At 35.7% G+C, this 24,292-nt stretch carries 23 protein-coding genes and 6 tRNA genes; 1 reads left to right on the top strand and 28 read right to left on the bottom strand.

The window, feature by feature from the left end:
- Positions 1 to 86: 86 nt before the first annotated feature.
- The 25 genes from lgt to ATHE_RS03720 form a co-directional block, all read right to left on the bottom strand.
- On the bottom strand, positions 87 to 890 hold the full coding sequence (gene lgt / locus ATHE_RS03840; protein WP_015907320.1) for a prolipoprotein diacylglyceryl transferase: 804 nt from the start codon (positions 888 to 890) through the stop codon (positions 87 to 89).
- A gap of 26 nt (positions 891 to 916) precedes the next feature.
- The gene (yfmH, locus tag ATHE_RS03835; protein ID WP_015907319.1) at positions 917 to 2,197 is read right to left on the bottom strand and encodes an EF-P 5-aminopentanol modification-associated protein YfmH; all 1,281 of its coding nucleotides are present in this window, start codon (positions 2,195 to 2,197) and stop codon (positions 917 to 919) included.
- A complete protein-coding gene (gene yfmF / locus ATHE_RS03830; protein ID WP_015907318.1) occupies positions 2,181 to 3,455 on the bottom strand; it encodes an EF-P 5-aminopentanol modification-associated protein YfmF in 1,275 nt (424 codons plus the stop codon). Before yfmF ends, yfmH begins: the two co-directional genes overlap by 17 nt.
- A gap of 94 nt (positions 3,456 to 3,549) precedes the next feature.
- A complete protein-coding gene (locus ATHE_RS03825) occupies positions 3,550 to 3,951 on the bottom strand; it encodes a nucleotidyltransferase substrate binding protein (RefSeq protein ID WP_015907317.1) in 402 nt (133 codons plus the stop codon).
- On the bottom strand, positions 3,923 to 4,258 hold the full coding sequence (locus ATHE_RS03820) for a nucleotidyltransferase domain-containing protein (RefSeq protein ID WP_015907316.1): 336 nt from the start codon (positions 4,256 to 4,258) through the stop codon (positions 3,923 to 3,925). The genes ATHE_RS03825 and ATHE_RS03820 overlap by 29 nt, the downstream gene beginning before the upstream one ends.
- 35 nt (positions 4,259 to 4,293) lie before the next feature.
- Positions 4,294 to 5,736, bottom strand: coding sequence for an Asp-tRNA(Asn)/Glu-tRNA(Gln) amidotransferase subunit GatB (gene gatB / locus ATHE_RS03815; protein WP_015907315.1), 1,443 nt, complete (start codon positions 5,734 to 5,736; stop codon positions 4,294 to 4,296).
- Between the two features lie 58 nt (positions 5,737 to 5,794).
- The gene (gene gatA, locus ATHE_RS03810; RefSeq protein ID WP_015907314.1) at positions 5,795 to 7,255 is read right to left on the bottom strand and encodes an Asp-tRNA(Asn)/Glu-tRNA(Gln) amidotransferase subunit GatA; all 1,461 of its coding nucleotides are present in this window, start codon (positions 7,253 to 7,255) and stop codon (positions 5,795 to 5,797) included.
- Positions 7,256 to 7,285: 30 nt separating this feature from the next.
- Positions 7,286 to 7,570 (bottom strand): Asp-tRNA(Asn)/Glu-tRNA(Gln) amidotransferase subunit GatC, encoded by a 285-nt coding sequence (gene gatC / locus ATHE_RS03805; protein WP_015907313.1) that lies wholly within the window; start codon positions 7,568 to 7,570, stop codon positions 7,286 to 7,288.
- Between the two features lie 220 nt (positions 7,571 to 7,790).
- Positions 7,791 to 9,026: a hypothetical protein gene (locus tag ATHE_RS03800; RefSeq protein WP_015907312.1), complete on the bottom strand. Its 1,236-nt coding sequence runs from the start codon at positions 9,024 to 9,026 to the stop codon at positions 7,791 to 7,793.
- A gap of 1 nt (position 9,027) precedes the next feature.
- Positions 9,028 to 9,669 (bottom strand): ATP-binding cassette domain-containing protein, encoded by a 642-nt coding sequence (locus tag ATHE_RS03795; RefSeq protein ID WP_015907311.1) that lies wholly within the window; start codon positions 9,667 to 9,669, stop codon positions 9,028 to 9,030.
- Between the two features lie 1,021 nt (positions 9,670 to 10,690).
- Positions 10,691 to 11,017, bottom strand: coding sequence for a hypothetical protein (locus tag ATHE_RS03790; protein ID WP_015907310.1), 327 nt, complete (start codon positions 11,015 to 11,017; stop codon positions 10,691 to 10,693).
- 189 nt (positions 11,018 to 11,206) lie between these two features.
- Positions 11,207 to 13,342, bottom strand: a complete 2,136-nt coding sequence (locus ATHE_RS03785; RefSeq protein WP_015907309.1) for a sodium-translocating pyrophosphatase — start codon at positions 13,340 to 13,342, stop codon at positions 11,207 to 11,209.
- 163 nt (positions 13,343 to 13,505) lie between these two features.
- A tRNA-Cys gene (locus tag ATHE_RS03780) sits at positions 13,506 to 13,580 on the bottom strand.
- Between the two features lie 23 nt (positions 13,581 to 13,603).
- Positions 13,604 to 13,679, bottom strand: a tRNA-Gly gene (locus ATHE_RS03775).
- A 13-nt stretch (positions 13,680 to 13,692) separates the two neighbouring features.
- Positions 13,693 to 13,768: transfer RNA gene (locus ATHE_RS03770), tRNA-Phe, on the bottom strand.
- 16 nt (positions 13,769 to 13,784) lie between these two features.
- Positions 13,785 to 13,861: transfer RNA gene (locus ATHE_RS03765), tRNA-Asp, on the bottom strand.
- Positions 13,862 to 13,869: 8 nt separating this feature from the next.
- A tRNA-Val gene (locus ATHE_RS03760) sits at positions 13,870 to 13,945 on the bottom strand.
- A 167-nt stretch (positions 13,946 to 14,112) separates the two neighbouring features.
- Positions 14,113 to 14,967: an Hsp33 family molecular chaperone HslO gene (gene hslO / locus ATHE_RS03755; protein ID WP_015907308.1), complete on the bottom strand. Its 855-nt coding sequence runs from the start codon at positions 14,965 to 14,967 to the stop codon at positions 14,113 to 14,115.
- A gap of 93 nt (positions 14,968 to 15,060) precedes the next feature.
- Positions 15,061 to 15,261 (bottom strand): cold-shock protein, encoded by a 201-nt coding sequence (locus ATHE_RS03750; protein WP_015907307.1) that lies wholly within the window; start codon positions 15,259 to 15,261, stop codon positions 15,061 to 15,063.
- Between the two features lie 69 nt (positions 15,262 to 15,330).
- The gene (locus ATHE_RS03745; RefSeq protein ID WP_015907306.1) at positions 15,331 to 16,062 is read right to left on the bottom strand and encodes a class I SAM-dependent methyltransferase; all 732 of its coding nucleotides are present in this window, start codon (positions 16,060 to 16,062) and stop codon (positions 15,331 to 15,333) included.
- Between the two features lie 5 nt (positions 16,063 to 16,067).
- Entirely contained in the window at positions 16,068 to 16,676 is a 609-nt protein-coding gene (gene plsY / locus ATHE_RS03740; protein ID WP_015907305.1) for a glycerol-3-phosphate 1-O-acyltransferase PlsY, read from the bottom strand.
- On the bottom strand, positions 16,673 to 17,995 hold the full coding sequence (gene der / locus ATHE_RS03735; RefSeq protein WP_015907304.1) for a ribosome biogenesis GTPase Der: 1,323 nt from the start codon (positions 17,993 to 17,995) through the stop codon (positions 16,673 to 16,675). The genes plsY and der overlap by 4 nt, the downstream gene beginning before the upstream one ends.
- Positions 17,992 to 19,293: a DUF512 domain-containing protein gene (locus ATHE_RS03730; protein WP_015907303.1), complete on the bottom strand. Its 1,302-nt coding sequence runs from the start codon at positions 19,291 to 19,293 to the stop codon at positions 17,992 to 17,994. The genes der and ATHE_RS03730 overlap by 4 nt, the downstream gene beginning before the upstream one ends.
- Positions 19,294 to 19,317: 24 nt before the next feature.
- Positions 19,318 to 20,115: a dihydropteroate synthase gene (locus tag ATHE_RS03725; protein ID WP_015907302.1), complete on the bottom strand. Its 798-nt coding sequence runs from the start codon at positions 20,113 to 20,115 to the stop codon at positions 19,318 to 19,320.
- 9 nt (positions 20,116 to 20,124) lie between these two features.
- The gene (locus ATHE_RS03720) at positions 20,125 to 20,589 is read right to left on the bottom strand and encodes a DUF402 domain-containing protein (RefSeq protein ID WP_015907301.1); all 465 of its coding nucleotides are present in this window, start codon (positions 20,587 to 20,589) and stop codon (positions 20,125 to 20,127) included.
- 99 nt (positions 20,590 to 20,688) lie between these two features.
- On the opposite strand from ATHE_RS03720, the gene ATHE_RS03715 reads away from it, so the two are divergent.
- Positions 20,689 to 20,765 (top strand) — tRNA-Pro (locus ATHE_RS03715).
- A 38-nt stretch (positions 20,766 to 20,803) separates the two neighbouring features.
- Here the strand turns inward: ATHE_RS03715 and ATHE_RS03710 are convergent.
- From ATHE_RS03710 to ATHE_RS03700, 3 genes are all read right to left on the bottom strand, one after another.
- Complete coding sequence (locus ATHE_RS03710) at positions 20,804 to 21,781, bottom strand: tyrosine-type recombinase/integrase (protein WP_015907300.1); 978 nt, start codon at positions 21,779 to 21,781, stop codon at positions 20,804 to 20,806.
- A 170-nt stretch (positions 21,782 to 21,951) separates the two neighbouring features.
- The gene (locus tag ATHE_RS03705) at positions 21,952 to 23,307 is read right to left on the bottom strand and encodes a helix-turn-helix domain-containing protein (protein WP_015907299.1); all 1,356 of its coding nucleotides are present in this window, start codon (positions 23,305 to 23,307) and stop codon (positions 21,952 to 21,954) included.
- Entirely contained in the window at positions 23,307 to 24,170 is an 864-nt protein-coding gene (locus ATHE_RS03700) for a bifunctional DNA primase/polymerase (RefSeq protein ID WP_015907298.1), read from the bottom strand. The genes ATHE_RS03705 and ATHE_RS03700 overlap by 1 nt, the downstream gene beginning before the upstream one ends.
- Positions 24,171 to 24,292 lie beyond the last annotated feature (122 nt).

Raw genomic sequence — 24,292 nt, 5'->3', positions numbered from 1 at the left:
CTTACAAAGATTGTATTTTAATTATAAACCCAAACGCGTATTTTGTCAACAAAAATACTCTAAAAATACATTGTACTATTTTTTTGCTATATTTTGTCGAAAAATGACCTGCTGTTCGATACCACAATCGCACTTCCTACAACAATACACAAAACTGCAACAATTTGAGAAACTCTAAAATTTCCTATCATTAAACTGTCTGACCTTAAGGCTTCTATAAAGAATCTGCCGAGAGAGTAAAGTATAAAGTAATACCCTAAAATATCCCCCTCTTTCTTTTTATACTTTCTTAAGAATATCAAAAGTAAGAAGACAAGAAAATCCCATAGAGATTCATACAAAAATGTTGGATGAACCTCTATTCTTTTTCCCGCCTCTCTGCTATAAATCTGCATACGCCACGGAAGATTTGTTTCATACCCGTAAGCTTCCCTGTTTGCAAAGTTACCCCATCTTCCTATTGCCTGTCCTAATATCAGACCGTGAACACCTACATCACATATTTTGAAAAAATTTATTTTTTTTATCTTGCAATAAATGTATGTGATCAAAATTGCACCTATCAGAGCTCCATATATCGCAATTCCACCCTGGCGAATGGCAAATATACTTAAAATATCTCCTTCGAACTCTTTAAAATTAAAAATCACATAATAAGCCCTTGCAAAGATTATTGCAACAGGCGTTGCAATTATTGCAATGTCAAGTAAAATCTCTGGATTTATATCTTCTTTTTTGGCAAAATATGTGCTTACAAGAAAGCCACATAAAAAACCAATTGCAATTATAATCCCGTACCATCTGACCTCAAGTCCAAAAATCTCAAATGCTATAGGACTGAAGTCAAACCTCAAACCAAGTCCTGGAAAGACTATGCTATCATCTATCATTTTCCTTTACTCCATACTTTTATTTTTCAATCTGCAGGCCATACAATTGATATACAGCTCAAGCTCTCATCAAAAAATTCTTTGAGCCTTTTTTCGCACATTTCAAATGATACAGAAGTGATTTCCTTAACATATTCAAAAATATTGACTCCTTTGAAATAGCTGTATATAAACTCAACAGAGAGTTTTTCAGGATTGTCAAACTTTCTCAGGTGGCTTCCCAGCACAACCTTTTTTGCCCTCTCAAACTCTGCCCTGTCAATTCGTTTTTTCTTGACCCCCTCTATGTGTTCTATTATTCTCTTGTAGACCTCTTCAGGGTCTTTGCTTTCTCCACCAATCATAAAAAATGAATATTCAGGCTCACAGTTGTACTCAAACCCAAAGTTTTGATTGATAAGCCCTTCTTTATAAAGCTTCTCATAAAAATCTGTGGATTTTCCAAATAACATCTCAGCCACTATCTGTGTTTGGATATCCTTCATTATCATCTCATACGGTGGAAGGTCATTTTGATTGTCTTTAAAGCCTATATAGAAGATTGGCACTGCCACCGAAAGCCTTGCCTCTATCTTTTTTTGATTTACTTCTTCGGGCTCATCAGGATAAATCCTTTCTATCAGGCTTTGATATTCTTTTGTCTTTTCCATCCTTTCAATTATATCAAAAACTTTTTGCGGGTCCACATCACCGCATACAACAATTATCATATTGCTTGGATGATAGAATGTATTATAACACAAATACAAATCCTCTTTTGTAATTTTTTGAATACTTTCTAAGGTTCCTGCAATGTCAATTTTCACAGGATTGTTTACATAAAGTGCATTCAAGAGATTAAAATAAACCCTCCAGTTTGGATTGTCCTGGTACATTCTTATCTCCTGTCCAATTATTCCTTTTTCTTTCTCGACATTTTGATCAGTAAAATATGGATTTTGAACAAAATCTAAGAGAATCTCAAAATTTTCATAAAAGTTTTGAGTGGATATAAAATAGTAGACTGTTTCTTTGAAGGAAGTAAATGCATTTGCCATTGCACCAAATTTTGCAAATCTGTCAAACACATTTCCTTCTTCTTCCTCAAACAATTTGTGTTCCAAAAAATGTGCAATGCCATCTGGAACCTCAACAATTTCTTTTGTTTTTGGATGGACAAATTTGCTATCAACAGAACCGTATTTTGTTGCAAAACCTGCAAATGCCTTGCTAAAGTTTTTCTTTTTTATAACAAAAGCTTTTAGCCCGTTGGAATACGAATTTATATAAACTTCTTCGTGAAGAGCCTCATCATAAATCCTTTCCATCTTTAGCAACACCTCTGTTTTTCAAAAAATATACAGTATCAAGCTCAAACCTGTTTGCTATCCTTTTTATATCCTCTATATTCACATTTTTGAGGTTTTCAAAGACTTCCTTGGGCTCTATTATTTGTCCAACCAATGCCTGATTTAAATAAAAACTCAGAAGATCCCTTGGACTGTCATATATAGCCATCAGGGCTGTTTTATAATAGTTTATTGCACTTTCATATTCGATATCATCAATCTTCCCATTTTTGATATCCTCTATTTGTTGCAAAATCAAATTCAGAGCCTTTTCATAGTTTTTAATCTCAATTCCAGAGCTAATAATCATTACAGATTTGAACCTGTCAATCCTTGAAAATACGTAGTAGCACAAAGAAGCTTTTTCGCGAACATTTTCAAAAAGTTTTGATTTTGGAGATGCTCCTAAAATTCCGTTGAGCATCAAAAGTTTGTAATAATCCTCAGATGTCACATCCACATTTGTTCTTATCCCAAGGGCAATTTTGCCTTGATTTACTTCCATTTCTTCTGTTACATATCTTGTGTTTTCAAATGGAATGTTTACAAAAAAATTATTGTGTATACTCTCTCTTTTTTCCTCTCCAAAAATCTCTAATGCTTTTGAAGTTGCCCATTCTTCATCATAGTCACCATAGACAAACACGTACATAGGCTTTTTGGTAATAACCTCTTGGTATTGTGAAAAGAGCTTGTCTTTTGTGATGGTTTGCAAGTCATCAACATTTCCTTTTTCATAAAGAGCATAGTTTTGCCCCTCAAACATAATCTCTATACACCTGTCAATTGCGTATTGGACCTTGTCGTTTATCCTGCCTTCAATCTCCTGTTTTAGATTGTTCTTCTCTTGCAATATAGCTTCTTCTTCAAATCCACCGCCATATTTTATCGGACCATATATGATGTCATACAAAAACTGTAGCGCTTTTGTATAAAGGTTTTCTCCTGCAAATCTATCATTTAAAAAGCTTATTGCAAATGAAATTGCCTGCAGGTCACCCTTTTTATCTACATCAATGCTCAAAGATGCACCATACATATTGTCCAAAAATCTATTTATTTCTTTCATATCCTTGTACTTGTTGTTCCCTCTTATTAAAACCATTGGAAACAGGGCATTCAAAGTATTTTTTTCTCTTTCAAGCCTGTCTATAAAGGTAACTGCTATTCTATTTATCTTGAACCTGTCATCACAAAATGCCATGTAAAAGTTGTTGTTTTTTTCTTTCTTTTGCATCTTCCCATCTCCTCAAATGTCTGCTTGTTAAAAGCTTCTTTTCTTAATTTTATTTTACCCTTTTTTTGCAAATCCATCAACAAATTTGCCATCTTCATAGTTCAGAAGATACTATCTCTTCAAATTTTAAAAGTAACTTTCTAAATAGTTCTATATACTCGTATTTAATGTTGTTATAAATCTCACAAGCCATTTTTTGGTTATATAAATGTGAAGTCATATTTCTATCTGAAAGCATTTTAAGCCACTTGTCACCGTCTTCTATAATGCCATTTTGATATGCATACTTTATAACGGTCCGAGGATTGTTAATCTCCAAACCAGTATACTTCAAATATTCCCTCATGAGCTTCCATGAAAGTTCAAAGACAAATTCAAATCTCTGGATTGCCCCGTCCATAATAATATCCTTGTCCGGCTGTATACTCATACCTTCTTCTAATCTTTTTAAAACAGTCTTAAAATCTTCATACTTCTCTACTATTCTCTCTTTCATATATAATTACTCCTTCTTTTATGATACTTTCTTTGAGACTTTCTTTTGTAATGCTATTGAACGCAACAACATCAAACAGCAATATTGTATTAACTTCTTCTAATTCATTCTGGATTTTATAAATTGGATTTTCACTCTCCTCTTCAAGCCAAATACATATATCTATATCAGAACCTCTTCTATAGTCTCCTCTTGCCCTCGAACCAAAGATGCAAGCTTTTTTAACTTGCTTATATTTTTTAAAAATCTCGATAATCTTATCTAAGATTTCTTCCTCTATTCCAAACCTTTTGGTTTCCACCTTCATTCTCACCTTTTCAAAAAATTTAAAAAAGAGGGAGCTTAAATTTTCTCAAGCTCCTCTCTTAAAATCTCATTTACAAGCTGTGGATTGGCCTTGCCTTTTGTTATCTTCATAACCTGCCCAACCAAAAAGCCAAACGCCTTATCTTTGCCATTCTTGTAATCTTCTACTGATTTTGGATTGTTTGCTATTGCCTGTTTCACAGCTTCTAAAATTACGTTCCTGTCTGTTATCTGAACAAGCCCTTTTTCTTTTACAATAACTTCAGGATCTTTGCCCGTTTCGAACATCTCTTCAAAGACTTGTTTTGCAATAGTGTTGGAAATTGTCTTGTTATCAACAAGGTTAATAAGGCTTGCAAGCTGATTTGGCTTAATCTTTATATTGTTAATTTCCTCAGGTTCTAACCCTTTGTCATTTAAGATTCTCATAATCTCTCCCATCATCCAGTTGCTTGCAGCCTTTATGTTTTGCGTATATTTTATGCACTCTTCAAAATAGTTGGCTATAGCCTTTGATGAAGTCAGAACGCCGGCATCATATTCTGGAAGCCCATACTCTTTTATATACCTTTCCTTTTTCTGGTCAGGAAGTTCAGGAATTCTTTTTCTAATCTCCTCAATCCAGCTGTCGTCTACAACTATAGGTGGAAGGTCAGGCTCTGGGAAATACCTGTAGTCATGCGCTTCTTCTTTTGTCCTCATAGATAAACTTATACCTTTTGGATCATCCCAGCGCCTTGTCTCCTGAACAACAACACCACCGCTTTCTAAAACCTCTATTTGCCTTCTTGCCTCATATTCTATTGCTCTCACAACAGACCTGAAAGAGTTTAAGTTTTTCATTTCTGTTCTTGTACCGAATTCTTTTGAACCTTTTGGACGCACAGATAGGTTCACATCCACTCTGAGAGAACCTTCCTGCATCTTGCAGTCAGAAACCTCTGTGTATTGCAAAATTGCTTTTAGCTTTTCAAGAAAAATTCGTGTCTCCTCACTTGAACGTAAATCCGGCTCTGTAACAATCTCAATTAAAGGAACACCGCACCTGTTAAAATCAACAAGACTCCCTTCTTCCCACTGGTCATGAAGAAGCTTTCCGGCATCTTCTTCTATGTGAATCCTCTTTATTCCTATTCTCTTTTTCTGCCCATTTACCTCAATGTCTATATAACCATTGTAACAGAGTGGCAAGTCATACTGTGAAATCTGGTAAGCCTTTGGAAGGTCCGGATAAAAATAATTTTTTCTGTCTTGCTTACTATATCTTGCTATCTGGCAGTTTGTTGCAAGACCTGCCATTATGGCATATTCAACTGCCTTTTTGTTCAAAACAGGAAGAACTCCTGGCATACCAGTGCAAATAGGACAGCAGTGGGTATTTGGCTCACCGCCAAACTCTGTTGTGCAGCTGCAAAATATTTTCGACTTTGTCGCAAGCTCAGCATGAACCTCTAAACCTATTACAACTTCATATTCCATCTTCTTTTTTCACCTCTTGTTTAAAATAATGGTTTTGTTCAATCTATAGGGTCCTGTATTATAAATTCTGAGGTTTTAAGTTTCTATATCCGCTGTTCTGCTCATAGGTATATGCAACTCTTAATATCGTCTGTTCATCAAACGCCTTGCCTATAATCTGAAGACCTATTGGAAGGTTATTAGAATCAAAACCGCACGGAATAGATATTGCAGGAAGCCCTGCAATGTTAACTGGCACTGTGCATATATCCGACATATACATCTCAAGAGGGTTTGAAACTCTTTCACCTATTTTAAAAGCTGTTGTTGGGCTTGTAGGAGTGATTATGACGTCATATTTCTGGAAAGCTTCATCAAATGCTCGCTTAATCAATGTCCTCACCTGAAGTCCTTTTTTGTAGTATGCATCATAATACCCCGCAGAAAGTGCATATGTGCCAAGCATAATTCTTCTTTTTACCTCTGCACCAAAACCTTCAGACCTTGTCTTTTTGTATAAATCTATTAGGTCTTCATAGTTTTGCGTCCTGTACCCATATTTGATTCCATCATACCTTGCAAGGTTTGAACTTGCCTCAGATGATGCAATGATGTAGTAAGTTGGAAGAGCATACTCCACAATTGGTATTGAAAACTCTTCATAATCTGCACCCAAAGATTTTAAAAGCTCAAGAGCTTTTTCAATAGCTTTTTTTACTTCATCGTTAATTCCTTTTTCCATATATTCTCTTGGAACTCCAATCTTAAGACCTTTGACATCATTTACAAGAGCCTTCGTAAAGTCAGGAACCTCAATTGGTGCTGATGTTGCATCATATGGGTCATGTCCACAGATGATATTCATAGCTAAAGCACAGTCTTCAACATCTTTTGTCAAAGGTCCTATCTGGTCAAGAGAAGATGCAAATGCAACAAGTCCAAATCGCGAAACCCTTCCATATGTTGGCTTCATGCCAACAACTCCACAAAGTGAAGCTGGCTGTCTGATAGACCCACCTGTGTCAGAACCAAGGGTGAAAAATGCTTCATCTGCCGCAACAGCCGCAGCAGATCCACCTGATGAACCCCCCGGAACTCTTTCTAAATCCCACGGATTTCTTGTTGTGTGGAAAGCAGAGTTTTCTGTTGATGAGCCCATTGCAAACTCGTCCATATTGAGCTTTCCTAAAAGCGTCATATTATTTTCTTTTAGCTTTTTCACAACAGTTGCATCGTAAGGGGGAACAAAGTTGTAAAGGATTTTTGAGGCACAGGTTGTCTTTATTCCATCTGTGCACAGGTTGTCTTTGAGAGCAATTGGAAGCCCATATAAGCTTCCTACCTGTTCACCCTTGGCAATCTTTTCATCAATTTTTTTTGCATTTTCTAAAGCCTGTTCTTCTGTGATTGTTATATATGACTTTACCTTATCTTCAACCTGTTTAATTCTCTCAAGAACGCTTTCAACAACCTCTTGGCATTTTACCTCTTTTTTCTTGATAAGATCAATTGCCTCGTGAGCAGTCAGTTTGTAGAGCATCTTTTGTTTTGCCTCCTTACATATAAAGATTTATTCTACTATTTTTGGAACTTTTATACAAACATCGTCATGAGATGGGGCATTTTTCAAAATCTCTTCACGTGGATATGAAGGTTTTACCTCATCGCTTCTAAAAACATTGTAAATATTGAGGACATGTGCTGTTGGTTCAATCCCTTCAGTATTTAACTCAGAAAGCTTATTTGCAAACTCGATTATAGCTCCAAGCTCTTTTGTCATCTTCTCTATCTCTTCTTCTGTCAAAGTTAGCCTTGCAAGGTTTGCAACATATTCAACATCGTTTCTTGTAATCATACTTTATCTCATCTCCTTTTGTTTTTAAAGCTTTTTTGCTACTCTTCTTTATTTTATAGTAAAAAAATTTTGTTATCAAGAAAAAGAAGAGGGGTACTTATCTACAAAAAAATAAAGCCTTCTGCTAAGGCTCTTATTCCCTTTAATCGTAATTAAGGAGGCTTTTGAAATTGGTAAGTTAACAAAGTGTTACAGCAAAGATTTTATTTCCCAAAGAAAATTAAAATTTAAGTAACAAACCTTGGAGAATTATTACGCCACACAACATTAAGAACTTAACTTTTTCATTTTGCCAAAAAATTTTCAACACAAAAAACAAGAGTGAATCTAATACTAAATACCAAATCACTTTGTAATACCAAAACGGTTGTAAAAAGGCAAGTAGTAAGAAATTTAAAAATATATTAATAAGCACAAAAGACAATGCTGAAAATATTAATTTTAAGTTGTTCAATCTATGCATATAGAAATATACATGTTCTTTTGTATCCATCAGGTAGAATAGTAAAAGGTAAAATAATAAGAAGCTATGAATGATAAAATAGCAATATGGCTGCACACTTAATTGCTGTTTTGGCATGATAATAATCGATAATATAGTTATCAACAATAACAACATTAATTGCCTCGAATAGACTCTTTTGAAAATCAAAAATTGGTATAAATAAGCATTAAACGGAAATGACAGCACCAAATCACAAGATTTCTTTTCACTAAAATCAATCAACTTCTTGTATTCTTCACCTACTTCTACAAGTAATCCCCAGTCACCTTTTGCAAATCCCCAATTTGATTTATATATAATCTTGCTATAATTTAGCAATTTCTGTGTATCAACGTTTTTCAAAATTATGGGTATTAACACTATCTCAATTGCTAATAATATAAGAAAAACCTTTTCCTTCAAAACGTAAACTAATAAAACAAACGTCAACAACGATAGCGTTTTTATTATGAAAGAATATTTTAAAAAAAGAGTAAACGAACAAATAAACTTGATTGACTCTGAAAAAATGTCTGTTACAATAAACAGAAATAAAATTTCCTTTGTTATAAAAGAATGTAAATTATCACCAAATATATATATCATGATTTTATATAAAAAGTAAAATAAAAAACTTCTTGAAATTAAGTAGTTGATAAGTCTCATTATTATTACAAGTCCAAGTCTATAAAAATTTTGCGTATAAAAATGAACAAATGTAGGTAAATAAATGTAGAAGTTAGTATTTTTAGATATATATATCTTCAAAGTAAAGTATAATGTAATAGCTGAAAAGAGCATCCATCTAATTGCTAAATAATTCAATTTATTTAAATAATGGGTATTAATCAAATTTGGCATTATCCAAAATAATAATATCAATCCAAATACAAGTATTACTCCAGAACGTTTAAATATCAACATTTGCATTCGTAGTTTATCTTTATATTCAACTAAAAGCAACTTTAACACTTTACTCTACACTCCTCTTAAGTTCAATCTCTCTGTCTATCAAACTTTTTATATATTCAACTTCATGCGATGTTAATATTATAGTCTTTCCACTACTTTTTATTATAGATAATATTTCGAATAAAGCCTTAATAGAATCAGTATCCAAAAAATTAAATGGCTCGTCAGCTATTAACACCTCAAAATCCTTTAGCAAACCACAACACAGCATTACTTTTTGCTTATTACCACGCGAAAGTTGAGAAGGTAAATAATTCAAATATTCTTTTAAATTAAATACACTAACATATATATTTACAATTTCTCTTGCTTCTTCGTCTTTTAAACCATACATTGAGGATATAAAATTCAAATGCTCCTTTACTGTTAAACCTTCATAAAAAATAGGTGTATCTGGTATATAACTGATTGGATAATTATGTAATTTTATCTTTTTTAAGCTTACGCCTTTAAATTTTAGTTCACCACCCCATAAATTATCTAACTTTGCAATAATATTGAGTAGCGTAGTCTTTCCTGCTCCATTTGCTCCTTTTAAATAAACGAATTCATTTTCATATATTTCAAAACTCAGTTTATCTATAACCATTTTATTTCCAAATTTTTTTGTTAATTCAGTGGCAATATAAAGTGGAACAGACATTATAATTACCCTCCGAAAAGTTACTAAGTCTCTTCTCAGTTGTTCTTTCCATTTACATTTGTGAAAATCAAGAGAATATGCAACACCAAAGCAGCTATGACAATATACTGAGAAGTATGTTTTTGGATTTAATTATTGTATTTTACGGACAAAATTTTTGTACCAAGATCAAACTAATAAACAAAATAAACAGGGGTAGGCAATTATTTACTTTTTGCCCACCCTAACTATTGTCATTGAATCATATTTTTATTTCTGACTAAAAATAGTTTGATATATATATAGGTAGCAGTTAAAACTGAAAGAATAAACAAAAGACTTACGTTTGTATCTTGGAATATAAAGGCTGTAAACATAAAAACTAAAGTTATTGTTCTTATAATGGTTAAAGCGCCTTTCCAATCATTTTTTTGTTCAATATTGAATCACTCCTAAAATTTGAATTTTAATTAATTGTTTGGCCACCGCTGCATCTTTGCCAACATTTATTGACATGGGAGTAAGATACATTAAGTGAATAGCCAGCGCCATTGAGTCCCACATTAGAAATCGAAGCAGAAGGTCCTCGTTAATTTTTTTATCACACCTCCTATGCGCACAATAGAGATTGTGACCGTAGATCAAAACTAAGATTGCTCTAATCTTAGTATATTCCTCTGTCTTACATAGCAGTATTTTCCACTCATTATCCGTATACTTTTGCTAAATATAGCTTTTGTGTTTTTTTCTTGTTCTATTATGATTTTTGCTACAATTAATCTTTTAACCACTTATTCCCTGTAGTTTTCTGTTAAAATTTTATACAACTACTTGCAACTTTGTCAATGATCAATTTTGCTTTTTTTCGTCAAAGTAATTTCATTTTTTGAGTTTAGATCTCGATTAAATTAAAAATTCCCACCTCAATAAATTTTTCTGTAGAAGAGTAAATATTTTGACATATTTAGTCCAAAAAATAAAGGACTGCAAAGCGCAGTCCCTCTCCTTACAAAACACCTTTCAAGCATATACTTACCTCACCTTAGCTTGCCATCCTCTTTGTCAAAACCTCGCAAACCCTTTCTTCAATCCCAAGTAAATAAATCTTGAAATTATTTGTTGCAATCACTGTTCTTCTGTCACCTGTCTTGCTGGGGTATGCATCTTTAAAATCTGTCCACTTAACAACTCCAAAGTGTTTTTTTGATGGGTCAATTAGGTAAAAACCGTTTTGGCAGACATGCAACTTCATTCTACCCTGATACTTTATGTCTGGATGACCTTCAATGTACTCAACATCAAGCGGCTCACAGATGTCGCGTCCCAGCTCTTTTATCTGTTTTGGAACCCCTAATCCAAACAGACCCATCTGTGCTCCCCCTATTCATTTCCTAATTTTATTATACCATTTTTGAAAATTGTTTAACAACTTTAATTTATTTTCTGTATAAGCAAACTTAAATTCAGTCCCTATCTTCAATTCTCAAAAACAAAAAAAAGGAAGAAGGACTGTAGCTTCCCTTCTTCCCTTTTGCCTCTATTTTCCCAAATAAATCTTTTATCTAAAGAGTGATACAAATACAAGAGTAATTGTAGATATAAGCTTTACAAGCACATGCAAGGACGGACCTGCTGTGTCTTTGCATGGGTCACCCACTGTATCGCCAACGACTGCTGCCTTGTGTGCATCTGACCTCTTACCGCCGTAGTTGCCAAGCTCTATGAACTTCTTTGCATTGTCCCAAGCACCACCGCCGTTGTTGAGGAAAAGTGCCAAGATAACACCTGCAATTGTTCCTATCATTAAAAAGCCTGCTGCTGCCTCTTTACCAAGAAGTATTCCAACAAGTATTGGCGCAATAACAACTATCATACCAGGAACAACCATCTCTTTCAAAGCACCTTTTGTAACAATATCAACACACTTTGCGTAGTCAGGCTTTGCTCTTCCTTCCATAATGCCAGGTATCTCTTTAAATTGACGTCTTACTTCCAAGATAACATACTGAGCTGCTCTTCCAACCGCCCTTATTGCTGTTGAGCTGAAAAGGTAAACAACCATCGCACCTATAAATGCACCGATGAATACTTCAGGTTTTCCAATATCAACAGAGAACCAAGACTCAAGTGGTCTTCCCAGTATCTTTTTGACCTCATCAAGGTAAGCAGAGAAAAGTAAGAAAGTTGCAAGTGCCGCAGAACCAATAGCATAACCTTTTGTCAAGGCTTTTGTAGTATTACCGCAGGCATCAAGCCTGTCTGTAACATTTCTTACCTCTTCAGGTGCACCTGACATCTCAGTGATACCACCTGCATTGTCTGTAATCGGTCCAAATGTGTCCATTGCTAAAATGTATGCACAGGTTGAAAGCATACCCATTGTCGCAATTGCTGTTCCGTAAAGTCCTCCGTTTGCAAACCCAGGAAGTGCATGTTCACCAAGCTTGTATGCGATATAAATCGCAATTGAGATAAATATAACCGGTAATGCAGTTGATTCCATACCAACAGACATACCTGTAATGATATTTGTTGCAGGCCCAGTTGTTGATGCTTTAGCTATCTCCTGAACAGGTCTGTAGTGGTATGAGGTATAAAAGTCTGTAAGCCATACGAAAATATAGCTAAGAATTATTCCTGCAACTGCACAGCCATACAAAAGCCACCAGTTAACCTCTTGACCGTTTGGAAGCTTGCCAGAGAGCATTGCTTTTACTATGAAAATCAATACTATCAAGTTCAAAATTGTAGTAACAAAATAACCTTTATTCAAAGCCTTCATTGGGTCTTTGCTTTCATCCTTTGTGTTGACAAAGAAAAGACCAATAACAGAGGAAACAATACCTACAGCACGCGCAACAAGCGGGAACAAAATTCCCTTCCATCCGAACACCGGATACAGTGCAACACCCAATATCATAGCACCTATATTCTCAGCTGCTGTTGACTCAAAAAGGTCTGCACCACGGCCTGCACAGTCTCCAACATTGTCACCAACAAGGTCAGCAACAACAGCTGGGTTCCTCGGATCATCCTCAGGAATTCCTGCTTCTACTTTACCTACAAGGTCAGCGCCAACGTCAGCAGCCTTTGTATAAATTCCACCGCCCAGCTGAGCAAAGAGAGCCACAAACGATGCACCAAAGCCAAAACCAACAATCAACGAAGGAGCCTCTTTTATAAGATTTTCTTTTCCAGAAGCTCCTCCGTACAGTAAAAACAGTGTCGCAACACCCAAAAGCGACAGCGCGGTCACAGCCAATCCTGTCACTGCACCGCCACGAAGAGCTATCTGCAAGGCTCTGTTCAGGCCTTTTCTTGCACCTGCTGCAGCTCTGACATTAGAATTCACTGCAATATACATTCCCAAATACCCAGATATTGCTGAGCAGAGTGCACCTGTTATAAAAGCAAAACCTATGTGAAAAGCAATCGAAGCAGCCTGTGCCGAACCTTTTGAAAGGTTACCAAAATAGTTTGCAATGATGATTATAACAGCTACAATCAACGCAAGAATACCTATAGTTTTGTACTGCCTGTTTAAAAATGCCATTGCACCTTCTCTAATTGCACCTGCAATCTCCTGCATCTTTTCATTGCCTTTTTCTTGAGAAAAGATAAACCTGACAAGACCAATGATTACAAGAATTGCAAATACAATAACTCCATAGATTAAAGCTATGTAGGCTCCCACAATAATCCCTCCTCTTTAGAATAAAATTTCTTGTCAATAATTTGACAACCTTTAAAAAAGCGTACAGTATATTTTTATTCGACACAAAGCTCAAAAAATCCTTCTTTAGAAAAACAAAAACCTGCTCACGCGTTTCAGAGCAGGTTTAATAACTTTCACATATTGGAGGCGCCACCCGGATTTGAACCGGGGAATCAGGATTTTGCAGACCCTTGCCTTACCGCTTGGCTATGGCGCCGTATTTTTTCTTATATAAAATTTTGGAGCGGGAAACGGGACTCGAACCCGCGACATCTACCTTGGCAAGGTAGCGCTCTACCACCTGAGCTATTCCCGCTCATTTTAAAAGATGGTGCCTCGGGGCGGAATCGAACCACCGACACGAGGATTTTCAGTCCTCTGCTCTACCAACTGAGCTACCGAGGCACATTTATTTTTAAGCTGGCGACCCAGAAGGGACTCGAACCCTCGACCTCCAGCGTGACAGGCTGGCGCTCTAACCGACTGAGCTACTGGGCCATTTTATATGGTGGGCAGTGCAGGGCTCGAACCTGCGACCCCCTGCTTGTAAGGCAGGTGCTCTCCCAGCTGAGCTAACCGCCCATTTTTTCAACCGCCGCTTCAATCAGCGGCGACATGTTTTATTATACTTAAGATGCGTGTTTTTTTCAATAGTATTTTTTGGGCAAAATTTTTTTAAATTTAGCCGTTTTAGCTCAAATTTTAGCTTCTCCTTACTATTGCTAAAAAAATCTCGATTTTTCTCTCAATTATTCACCATATTTAATTTTAAAAGCTTCTTCCTTGGAAAAATAGTATTTTTTCTGGCAAAAAGTGCATACAATTTCGATTATCTCATTTGAAATTTCTTCGTCCTTCAAAAGCGGAATTATAGATTCCACCTTTTCTTTAGAACAGTCACACTTGTATACTGGATGATACTTAGCTAACACTTCATATTCTATATTGCCAAAAAGTTCTTTTACAATCTCTTCAATGCTTTTATTTTCAAGTACTGATGAGATATTCGAAAAATCCTTCAATTTCTGCTCAAGTTCCAAAATAACCTTCTCATCTGTCTCAGGTAAAACCTGAATAATAAAGCCTCCTGCTGACTTTATACTTTCATCTCTGTCAATTAAAACACCAAGCGCAACTGCTGAAGGAATTTGTTCTGACATGGCAAAATAGTGTGTTATATCCTCTGCTATTTCGCCAGATACAAGTTCAATTTGACCTATATAAGGTTCTTTCAAACCCAAATCCTTTATCACCGTTAGCGTGCCTTCTCCAATTGCTCCTTTTACATTTAACTTTCCTCTCTCATCAATCTCTGTGAGTACCTCTTTGTTTTTTACATATCCCTTTACATTTCCTTTTGAGTCAGAAACAGCAACCAAACCTTTGAGTACACCTGAACATGATATTTGAACTGACACAGAATGATTTTCACCTTTTAACATAACACCCATCATAGATGTTGCTGTCAATAACCTTCCTAAAGCTGCTGCAGGAATAGGTGGAAGATTATGTATTTTGCACGCATATTCTACTATATCTGTTGACTCCATGATAAAGATTGCTATGTTTTTGTCTTTTGACAGAGCCCTTAAAATTTGTGCCATGTAAATTCTCCCTCCGAAATTCAATTTATTGAGAGTTATATAAGTCTATTTTAATCCAAAAACAAAAAAGCTTCCAGCAAAACTGCCAGAAGCTTATTTTACTTTCCTTACATTCAAAGCCTGATTGCCTCTTTCTGTCTTCACAATGTCAAACTCAACCGTCTGCCCTTCTGCAAGTGTCTTGTACCCCTCCATATTGATAGCAGAGAAGTGCACAAACACATCTTCGCCATTGTCAGCACTTATAAACCCATAACCTTTTTCGGGATTAAACCATTTGACCTTGCCTCGCATTTTTAAAAATCCACCTTCTTCAAAAATGATTTACACAGAATATTATTCTCTTTTTTGAGATATTATTATTCACCAAATCTTCTTACACACATAGCACACTTTTGATGAAAATTTGGTTTTAAAAGGCAGCTTATAATCATACACTTTCTTCAAGACCTCAAAACCGCAGTCTTTTAAGGTATTCTCAATAAATTCCTCGTCATATATAAACTGGTATACATCTTCCGAAACATTCTCACCATTTTTTTCTCTTACTGAGAAATTTATTTTGAGATACCTTGAGCTTAAGCTAAACTTCCATCTCAAAAGTGTTCCTCCAATTTTTTTGACAACAAATCTTCTCTTGCCAAGCTTTTGTAGGTATTCTTTGGTATTTATATCAAAAATAAATATTCCATTTTTCTTCAAAATGGTATTGGCACTTTTAAAAAAGCCAAATATCTCTTTCTTAGGAATGTGATTTACAACATCCACTGTGCACAGAGCAGCATCAAACTTCTTTCTGGACGTAAAATTCAAAAAATTCAGATTGTAAAGCTTTATCCCTTTTAAAACGGCTCTTTTGAAAGCAAGCTCTATCATCTTTGCAGAAATATCAATTCCATAAAGTTTTTTAAAACTTCTCCTTTTTAAAAGAAATAGCAGTTTGGCATCTGCACACCCTATATCCAATATCTTACAATCTTTTTTAACTCCAAAATTCAAAAAACTTTTTTCAATAAATCTGAGAATGTCTTTCCTACTAAAAAACAATGACGAAAATTTTGAATAGTAAGCAGCTATTTTACTATACGAATTCATTTTGTTTATTGAAGCTTAACCCTTTCCCCTACCTTTCTTTCTGTGCCATTTAAAAGCCTTTTAATATTTTCTCTGTGTCTTACGATTATAACCACTAAAATAATTAAAGCTAAAAACCAATACTCTCTTGCAAATGTCAGAACTGCAAAGAAATACAAAATTGCTCCAACAATCACTGTCAAAGACATGTACCTTTTCAGTAGAAGAACAATAAGCGCTAAAGCAATCACAACAAGTGTTATGGTAGGTGTTGCAACAAGCGCAACACCAATTGAAGTTGCCGCTGCCTTTCCTCCCCTGAACCCGAAATAAAGTGGGAAAGTATGCCCCCAAATAACCGCAAATCCAGCCAAAGTAACACCAAGCACAACGTCATCTGGCATAACTATCTTTGCAAACAAGGTCGCAACAACTCCTTTTAAAACGTCAATTGCAAAAACCAAAATTGCAGGACCAATTCCAAGAGTCCTCAAAACATTTGTTGTTCCAGGATTTCCACTCCCATACTTTCTAATATCAATACCATTTACCATCTTGCCGATTATGAGGGCTGGAAGAACGCTTCCCAGTAAATAACCCACTGCAAGGATAATCAAAATCTGAAGTGCTTTCATTTGTCCTGTTCCCCTTTCTCTCTAATAAGAAATATTATCGGAACTCCAGTAAAGTCGAAGGTTTTTCTCAAATAATTCTCAATATACCGTTGATATGAAAAATGAAACAGGTCCTTGCTGTTTACAAAAATAGCTATTTTGGGCGGTTTTTCACACACCTGAGTCATGTAATAGATTTTGAGCTGCTTTCCTTTGTCGCTTGGTGGCTGATAGATTGTAGTTGCTTCTGCTAAAACATCATTTAACTGACCGGTGGTTATTCTTCGTGTATAATTGCCATATACATATAATACTGTCTCAAGCAGCTTCTTGACTCTGAACCCTGTTTTTGCCGAAATAAAAAGTACCGGTGCAAATTTTAGAAAACTGAGCTTTTCTTCTATCTGTTTTTTGTACTCATCTGCAGTTTTTTCATCCTTCTCAACAGCATCCCATTTGTTGACTGCCACAATACAACCTTTCCCAGCCTCATAAGCATATCCTGCAACCTTTGCATCTTGTTCAGAAACATTTTCTGTTCCATCCAGTAAAATTATACAGATATCACTTCTTTCTATTGCCTGAAGAGTTCTCAGCATACTATACCTTTCCACGTTGTCATATATCTTGCTTTTTCGCCGAAGTCCAGCCGTGTCAATCAAAGTTATAGGAATGCCTTCAAATTCGAACGTAGAGTCTATCGCATCGCGCGTTGTTCCAGGAATATCGCTCACAATAACCCTTTCCTCACCAAGAATATAATTTACAAGAGAGGACTTTCCTGTGTTTGGCTTCCCTATTATCGCCACCTTTATTGTACCTTCCTCTATTTCATTTATTCCCTCTTTATTTAAATAATTAACAACTGCATCTAAAACATCTCCAACTCCTGTTCCGTGCTCAGCAGACATAGCTATCGGGTCAGAAAGCCCAAGCTCATAAAACTCATATATCATAGCCTGCTGCGAAATATTATCAATCTTATTTACAGCAAGAACAATTGGTTTTTTTGAGGTTCTGAGCATGTTGGCAACTTCTCTGTCTGCATCAGTAAGACCAGTCTTGCCATCAACCATGAAAATAATAACGTCAGACATATCAATTGCAAACTGGGCTTGTCTTCTCATTTGTTTTAATATTATGTCTTCAGAGTACGGTTCAATTCCGCCAGTGTCAATCACATTAAAAGTGATTCCTCTCCATTCTGTCTCACCAATTATCCTGTCACGGGTAATACCCGGTGTGTCATCCACAATTGCCCGTCTTTCGCCAATGAGCCTGTTAAAAAGTGTTGACTTACCCACATTTGGTCTTCCAACTATTGCAACTGTTGGCTTCAATTCTTCTCACCACCTTTCAAAAGGTAATATAAAAGTTTTCTGCCATGATTTTGCACAGGATATACAGGCTTTTTTATTTCTTTGGCAACATCATCTATATGAACATCATCCAAGAATTTATTTTCATGATTGAGAGCACATGCAGGAACCAAAACATAATCCCCAAGTTCTCTGCAGTTTAGCTGGCTTATAATATCCTGGCCAGTTAAAAGCCCTGCAACAGTGACATTTTCACCAAAAAAATTATTGACAATAGCCACAACATCAACCTTTATATTTGGGTATTTCTGGTTAAAAGTTTCAATTAGTTCTTTCATAAACTTATATGCTGCCACAGATGTCACAAGAGTTATACGTTTTTTTAATTTAACATTTGGTTTTAGTTTTTTTAAGCTACTTAAAAACTGTTTTTTAAAAAGGGCAAGAAGACCCACTCCATTTTCAATCTGTCTGAACTCTTCATAAAATCTATAATCAGGTATTTTCTCTTCTGCCTTTACATAAAACTCATCTGAAGCAAATACAAGTTTGGTTCCAAATCTTCTTTCAAACTCTTTTTGCCATTTTGATATCTGCCAAAGAACCTCTTTTGCATCCTCTTTTGAAAAAGGCTCAAGTTCAAAAAGCCCCTCTCTATACTTGGTAAGTCCAACAGGCACAACTGCAATCGACCGAAGGTTTGGATAGAAGTTTGCAAGGCTTGATATAGTCCTGTCAAGATTATCTTTATCGTTGATATTTTTCATCAAAACTATTTGAACATCAAATTCAATGTTGTGGCTTGACAAATATTCAAGTTGCTTTAAAATCAAAGAAGCTTTGGGATTTTTAAGAATAAATTTTCGAAGCTGCGGGTCTGTTGTGTGCACAGAAATTTTCAAAGGACTCAAGTGAAACTTAACTATTCTCTCAAAATCTTCTGTAGTCAGGTTGGTAAGAGTGATATAGTTACCACTTAAAACCGAAAGAACGGTGTCATCGTCTTTGACATATAAGGTATCTCTCATTCCTTTGGGAAGCTGGTCAATAAAACAAAATATACATTTGTTTGTGCACCTTTTTACATTCTCATATTCAAATTCCATCCCAAGAGGCTTCACTTTTCTATTTATAAGCCCTATTTTTTGGATATTGCCGTCTCTTATATATTCTATTACAAGACTTTCATCCTTGGAGTAATACATATAGTCAAGAAGATCATTAATTTTATTACCATTTATGCTCAAAATCATATCTCCTTCTACGATACCGCATTTATGAGCTAAGCTTTTTTCAGCTACTTTCGAAACCCTTAGCATCTTTTCACCTTTTCATATGCTTTTTTAATCTAAAAAACCTTCCCGTGCTTTTGTTATAAATTCCATGCAAAACTCATCCTGCCCAGACAAAGTCTCAGAAGCATAAATGAGTTTCATCAGAACATCATCAAGCGGATCAGCAATACAACTGTTGAGTCCATAATAGATTGCAATAGGCAAAAATGCTCTGTTTATCCATCTTCTTTTTGGCAAGCCAAAGGATATATTTGAAAGTCCGCATATGATATTCACATTCTCAAACTCATTCCTCAAAAGCCTGATTGTCTCAAGTGCAATATCAACATATCTTTTATCCACAGAAACTGGCTGAACCATCGGGTCCAAAAAAATGTCCTCAAGCAAGATTCCTTCCTTGTCAAATCTGTCAACAAGTCGTTTTGCTATCTCAAGTCTACTTTTAGGATCTTCAGGAATACCACTGTCTTCCATCAAAAGTGCAACAACTTTCATGTTGTACTCTTTTATCACGGGCAGAGCTTTATTTAAGATTCCTTGCTCATATATAACAGAATTGAAAATTGCTCTTTGACCCCTGTAGACTTTCATAACCTCAGAAATTACCTCTGGTCGTGGACTGTCAATTGAAAGTGGGGTGTCAACTTTGCTTTGAATGCTTTGAACCATCTTTTTTAGTATTTCCGCCTCAATGTCAACAAACGCCCCAGCGTTTACATCTATATAATGAGCACCTGCTTTTGCCTGTTTTTCTGCAAGGGATACTATGAAATTGTAATCTTCATTTTTTATAGCCTCTGCGACGTTTTTGACTGTTGAATTTATTTTCTCACCAATAATTATCATTCTGGGTTTTCACTCCTTTTTCTTAAGATACTCTTCTACCTTGTCCAGTTCAAAACCATTGTAAATGTCGTTTAAAAGAAAATTGAGCTTGTGAAGCGCATCTAAAACCATCTCTTCAGAGATTTTATTTTCTCTTCTCAGCATTACAAGCTCATCTATGTCCATTATTCTGTAGCTACCGTCAGGATATACCACAACATCAACAAGCAGATCTTCTGTGACAATCTTTTCTTCATCTTTCCGTGTATTAATGATATCACAATAGGTGTAAATTAGTCTATCATCATGTCCATAGACCTTGCTAATCTTTATTCCCTTGTCAAAGTATATGCAAGAAGCTCCCCATTTGATATCCTCTCTTTTTTTGATTGGCAGCCACTTGGTGACCAATACTTGTTCGTCGAGGTAGACTATTTGGTCAGATGAGATATCTATCTCTTCTTCTGGGTAAAATCTTTTTCTTATAAGCTTCAATTTTATTCTCCTTTTTCGATTGATTTTTTTGAAAATTATTATATAATGTTAAATAGAGCTTTGTAAACTTTATTTTAAAAAACATATAAAGAAAAAGGTCGGGATGTGGCTCAGCTTGGTAGAGCGCCTGGTTCGGGACCAGGAGGTCGCAGGTTCAAGTCCTGTCATCCCGACCATTAAAAAAACCTTTTTGTCACGAATTCGTGATTCTATTTCACGAATTCAGGATTTCTACTAAGCAAGATGTAGCTTTTTTCTTTAGCTCAATGTTAACGTGACTGTAAATATCCAACGTGGTTGAGATATCTCTATGCCCTAAGATTTCTTGGACAATTTTGGGATGTACGTTCTGCTGCAATAGCAAGGTAGCCACAGTATGCCTCAAATCGTGTAACCTGATGTTTGGCAAATTGGCTTTTTTGAGAAGTTGTTTAAATTTTCTCTCAAAATTCCTTGGGTCGATAGGTGTTCCTTGAGTAGTAACAAACATCAAATTTAAAGAGTTAAAGTTAGGCTGGGATAATTTTATCCTTTGATGTTCCTCATAGAGTTCTTTTAATTCTGCAACAACAAAGTCTGGAATTGGTATAACTCTATAACCTGCTTTGGTCTTAGGTGGCTGGAGAAGGAGTGTTGTTTTTTTCAAATTGTGGTCATATACTCTAACTAATGACCTTTTAACGTGAATGGTACAATTATCAAAGTCTATGTCATCCCATTTTAGCCCTAACAGTTCGCCTCGCCTGAGACCTGTATAAAGCTCTAACAAAAATGCAGGATAAAGAGAGTCTGTTTGGGCAGCTTGCAAAAATGTTGTTACTTGCTCTGAAGAGAGAGTTTTTATTTCTGGACGTTCAACTTTGGGTAGTGCTACTGCCTCAGATACATTTTGATTTATGTAGCCGCATTTTATAGCTTGTTTTAGAGCACTGTGGATAATTACATGAATGTTCTTAACTGTTTTAGGTGAAAGGTTTTCAAGTAAAAGGCTATTGTAACACTCTTGAATAGCCAAAGGGGATAAATTTTGAAGCTGAATATGACCCAGTTTGGGTTTTATATGCTTGTTTATAAGCTGAATATAGCTTGAATAGGTTGTAGGTCTCAGTTTAATTTTCATGAATTGATTCATCCAAATATCTAACCATTGAGAAAATGTTAGTCCAAAATTTGTAGTACTGTGATATTGCATTGAAAACCAACCCCCTTATAGCGAACGTATATTCAAAAAACTTTTTCCTGCGAAAAAAGCGAAAAAAGCGAAAAAACTCTAAAAAACAGGATTTTCAAGGGTTTGAGGTAGGGACTTTTTTCGCAAAGCTCTGCGAAAAAAGTGCGAAAAAAGTCCCTCTGCAAAATTTGTTAAGAAGCAAAATCGATATTAGAAGATTCCAGTTTCTTTAGACCAAGTGGTGTAATGTACCAGCGTGTTTTTGGTCGGCCGTTGCTTCTTTCTTTCTTTGCTTCTATATAACCTTTTGTACTCATCTTTTTTAGCAAATAAGCCATTTTCTTGGCATTGATATGTTTGTTGAAAACCTCATAAATTTCGCTTTGGCTCAATGGTTTTTCTTTTAGTGCGCTCAATAAATTTAAAACCATTGAGCTTTCTTTTTCTCTGTTGAATTCACTGAAAATGAATTCAACAGATTTTTGACAGTACTCCCACACCAACCTTGCAGTGCATATATGTTCATGAGTAATTTTCTCGCTCCCATCTAATAAAGCATATATTAGGCTTAATCTCAAAATCTGTGCTTCTGCCCTGCCTATTAAAGCCGCTGTCTCACCTTCTCCCTTGTCTGCGTATTTTTCATATATAAGTGCCCAAGCTTCTTCAGCTGCAGGAGTTTTTGTAATTAAACCTTTTGGTGCTTTTGAAATACTCTCTCTTAATAATAATCCCCAACCTGTAAGCTTGTCCTCTGGTAATAACGGTGGATTAGGTAACAGTTTGCTTCTTCGTGTACATACCCATAAAAACCTGTTGCCAAAACCGTTCATTTTCTCAACGTCTGATAATTCTTTTTTCAGTTCATCAAACGTTATATGCCCAATCAATGAGATATGAGCATTAGTTGCCTTTGTGTAATTTGTTTTTGAGAGTGTCTCTAATTTGTATTTGCCATCCCATGCATTCCTTAACAATGGAGAAATTGTGTTCCCTTCTCTTTTCATAACCCTAAGTAGAGAGGCAAACTCAGACTCAATAATAAGTAACCTCTTATCCTCAACGCCGGGGTCTATCATTTCATAAGTCTCAGAGTTCTTGTCCCACTTGAAAATAGGGTCTCTGACATGATATATAATACCCTCACCTGACACTGTACCATTTCTTAAATTGTTTAATACAAAATTTTTGTCAGCTTTCTCCAATACCCTTTCAATAATTGACCAACTTGACCCTTTTCGTCCACTTGCAGTATCTCCTACCAAGACAGCAAAGAGATTTGGATAATGCCTGTCGCCTCCTACCTCTATCCATGCTTCCTTCCCAACAATGGCACCAAATACTACCAATAAGTTGATAAGCAAAGCTTCAGGAGCTGCTTCAGTAAAGTTTTCAAGATATTTTACAATAGTACCTACCATTCCTCGATATACCTCTGCAGGCATAGGCTGAGGAAATTCTTTTATCTCTATATTGTCCAAATCTTCAAACTCTTGATTGTTTTGAGCTGAATTTAAAAGTGTCTCAAGTTCTATGATGTTGCTCATTATTTCATTCCCTCCTTTAGTCTTTGTACCTCTCTTTTGGCTATTGATTCACATATTCTTATAACTTCTTTATCATCCATTGGTGGCTTATTGAATTCTCTATTCCATGCTATAACCAGCATAGTAGCTAAAACAGGATTTATCCTCTTCCTCAGCAACAGCCCCATAAGAGAGGCTGCCGACATATTTCTGTAGCCTTCTGGTACGCCTTGTGCTAATTTTCTCCACCATTCAGGTGGTCTTTTTCCATCTGGTGTTGAAGGCTTTTCGGCTATCATATCAATCAACCATTTTGGAGGCTCAGCTATCTCAACCTCCAATGGGTGGCTGAAAGCTTCCCACATGTATTGATTGCCACTTTTATGAATAGATGGAGCAACAACAATGTAACCTCCATCGCCCCTAATATCTACCTTAGGAATAAAGCCTACCTTGTTTTGTATTACAATATTTTCGGGATATTTAAAGAGAATATGTTTACCTCCACTACCTGTTAACTGTTCAACAGTATCAGGTAGCTTATCGTATTCAACTTCAAGAGCTCTCAATTCTTCCTTCCCTATCTCACCGTCAACATCCAAAACAAAGAATCCAGATATCTTACCAGTTGCGATACCAATATTAGCCCATGGCTTTTTGAGCCACCATTCTTTTACTTTGCTGATATCTTTTGTGGCATCTTTCACTCCATTAGGTACAATCTCACCGATGGGATGTTTGCCTGCGCTTGTACAATCTTTTTTTCCACAGGTACAACTGCCATTTATCACAGAATGCAGGGGCAAAACAGCCCAGTTCAACTTTTCTACGTAAGCAATCGCTGCTCTTAACATTCTATTGTAGTTTTTTCCAATACTACTCAAAGTATTACACCTCCTTTTTGTTTAATTTTCATAAAAATGTTTCATTTAGTTGACAATGTGTTTACCATTTTGTAATATTGTCTTAAGGCAAAACTCAAAATTTTTTAAATTTTCTCCTTCAA

This window comes from Caldicellulosiruptor bescii DSM 6725 (genome assembly GCF_000022325.1).
In the GTDB taxonomy this organism is placed as follows: Bacteria; Bacillota; Thermoanaerobacteria; order Caldicellulosiruptorales; family Caldicellulosiruptoraceae; genus Caldicellulosiruptor; species Caldicellulosiruptor bescii.
The sequence above is the reverse complement of the archived record's forward strand: the minus strand, read 5'-3'. Positions and strand labels throughout refer to the sequence as shown.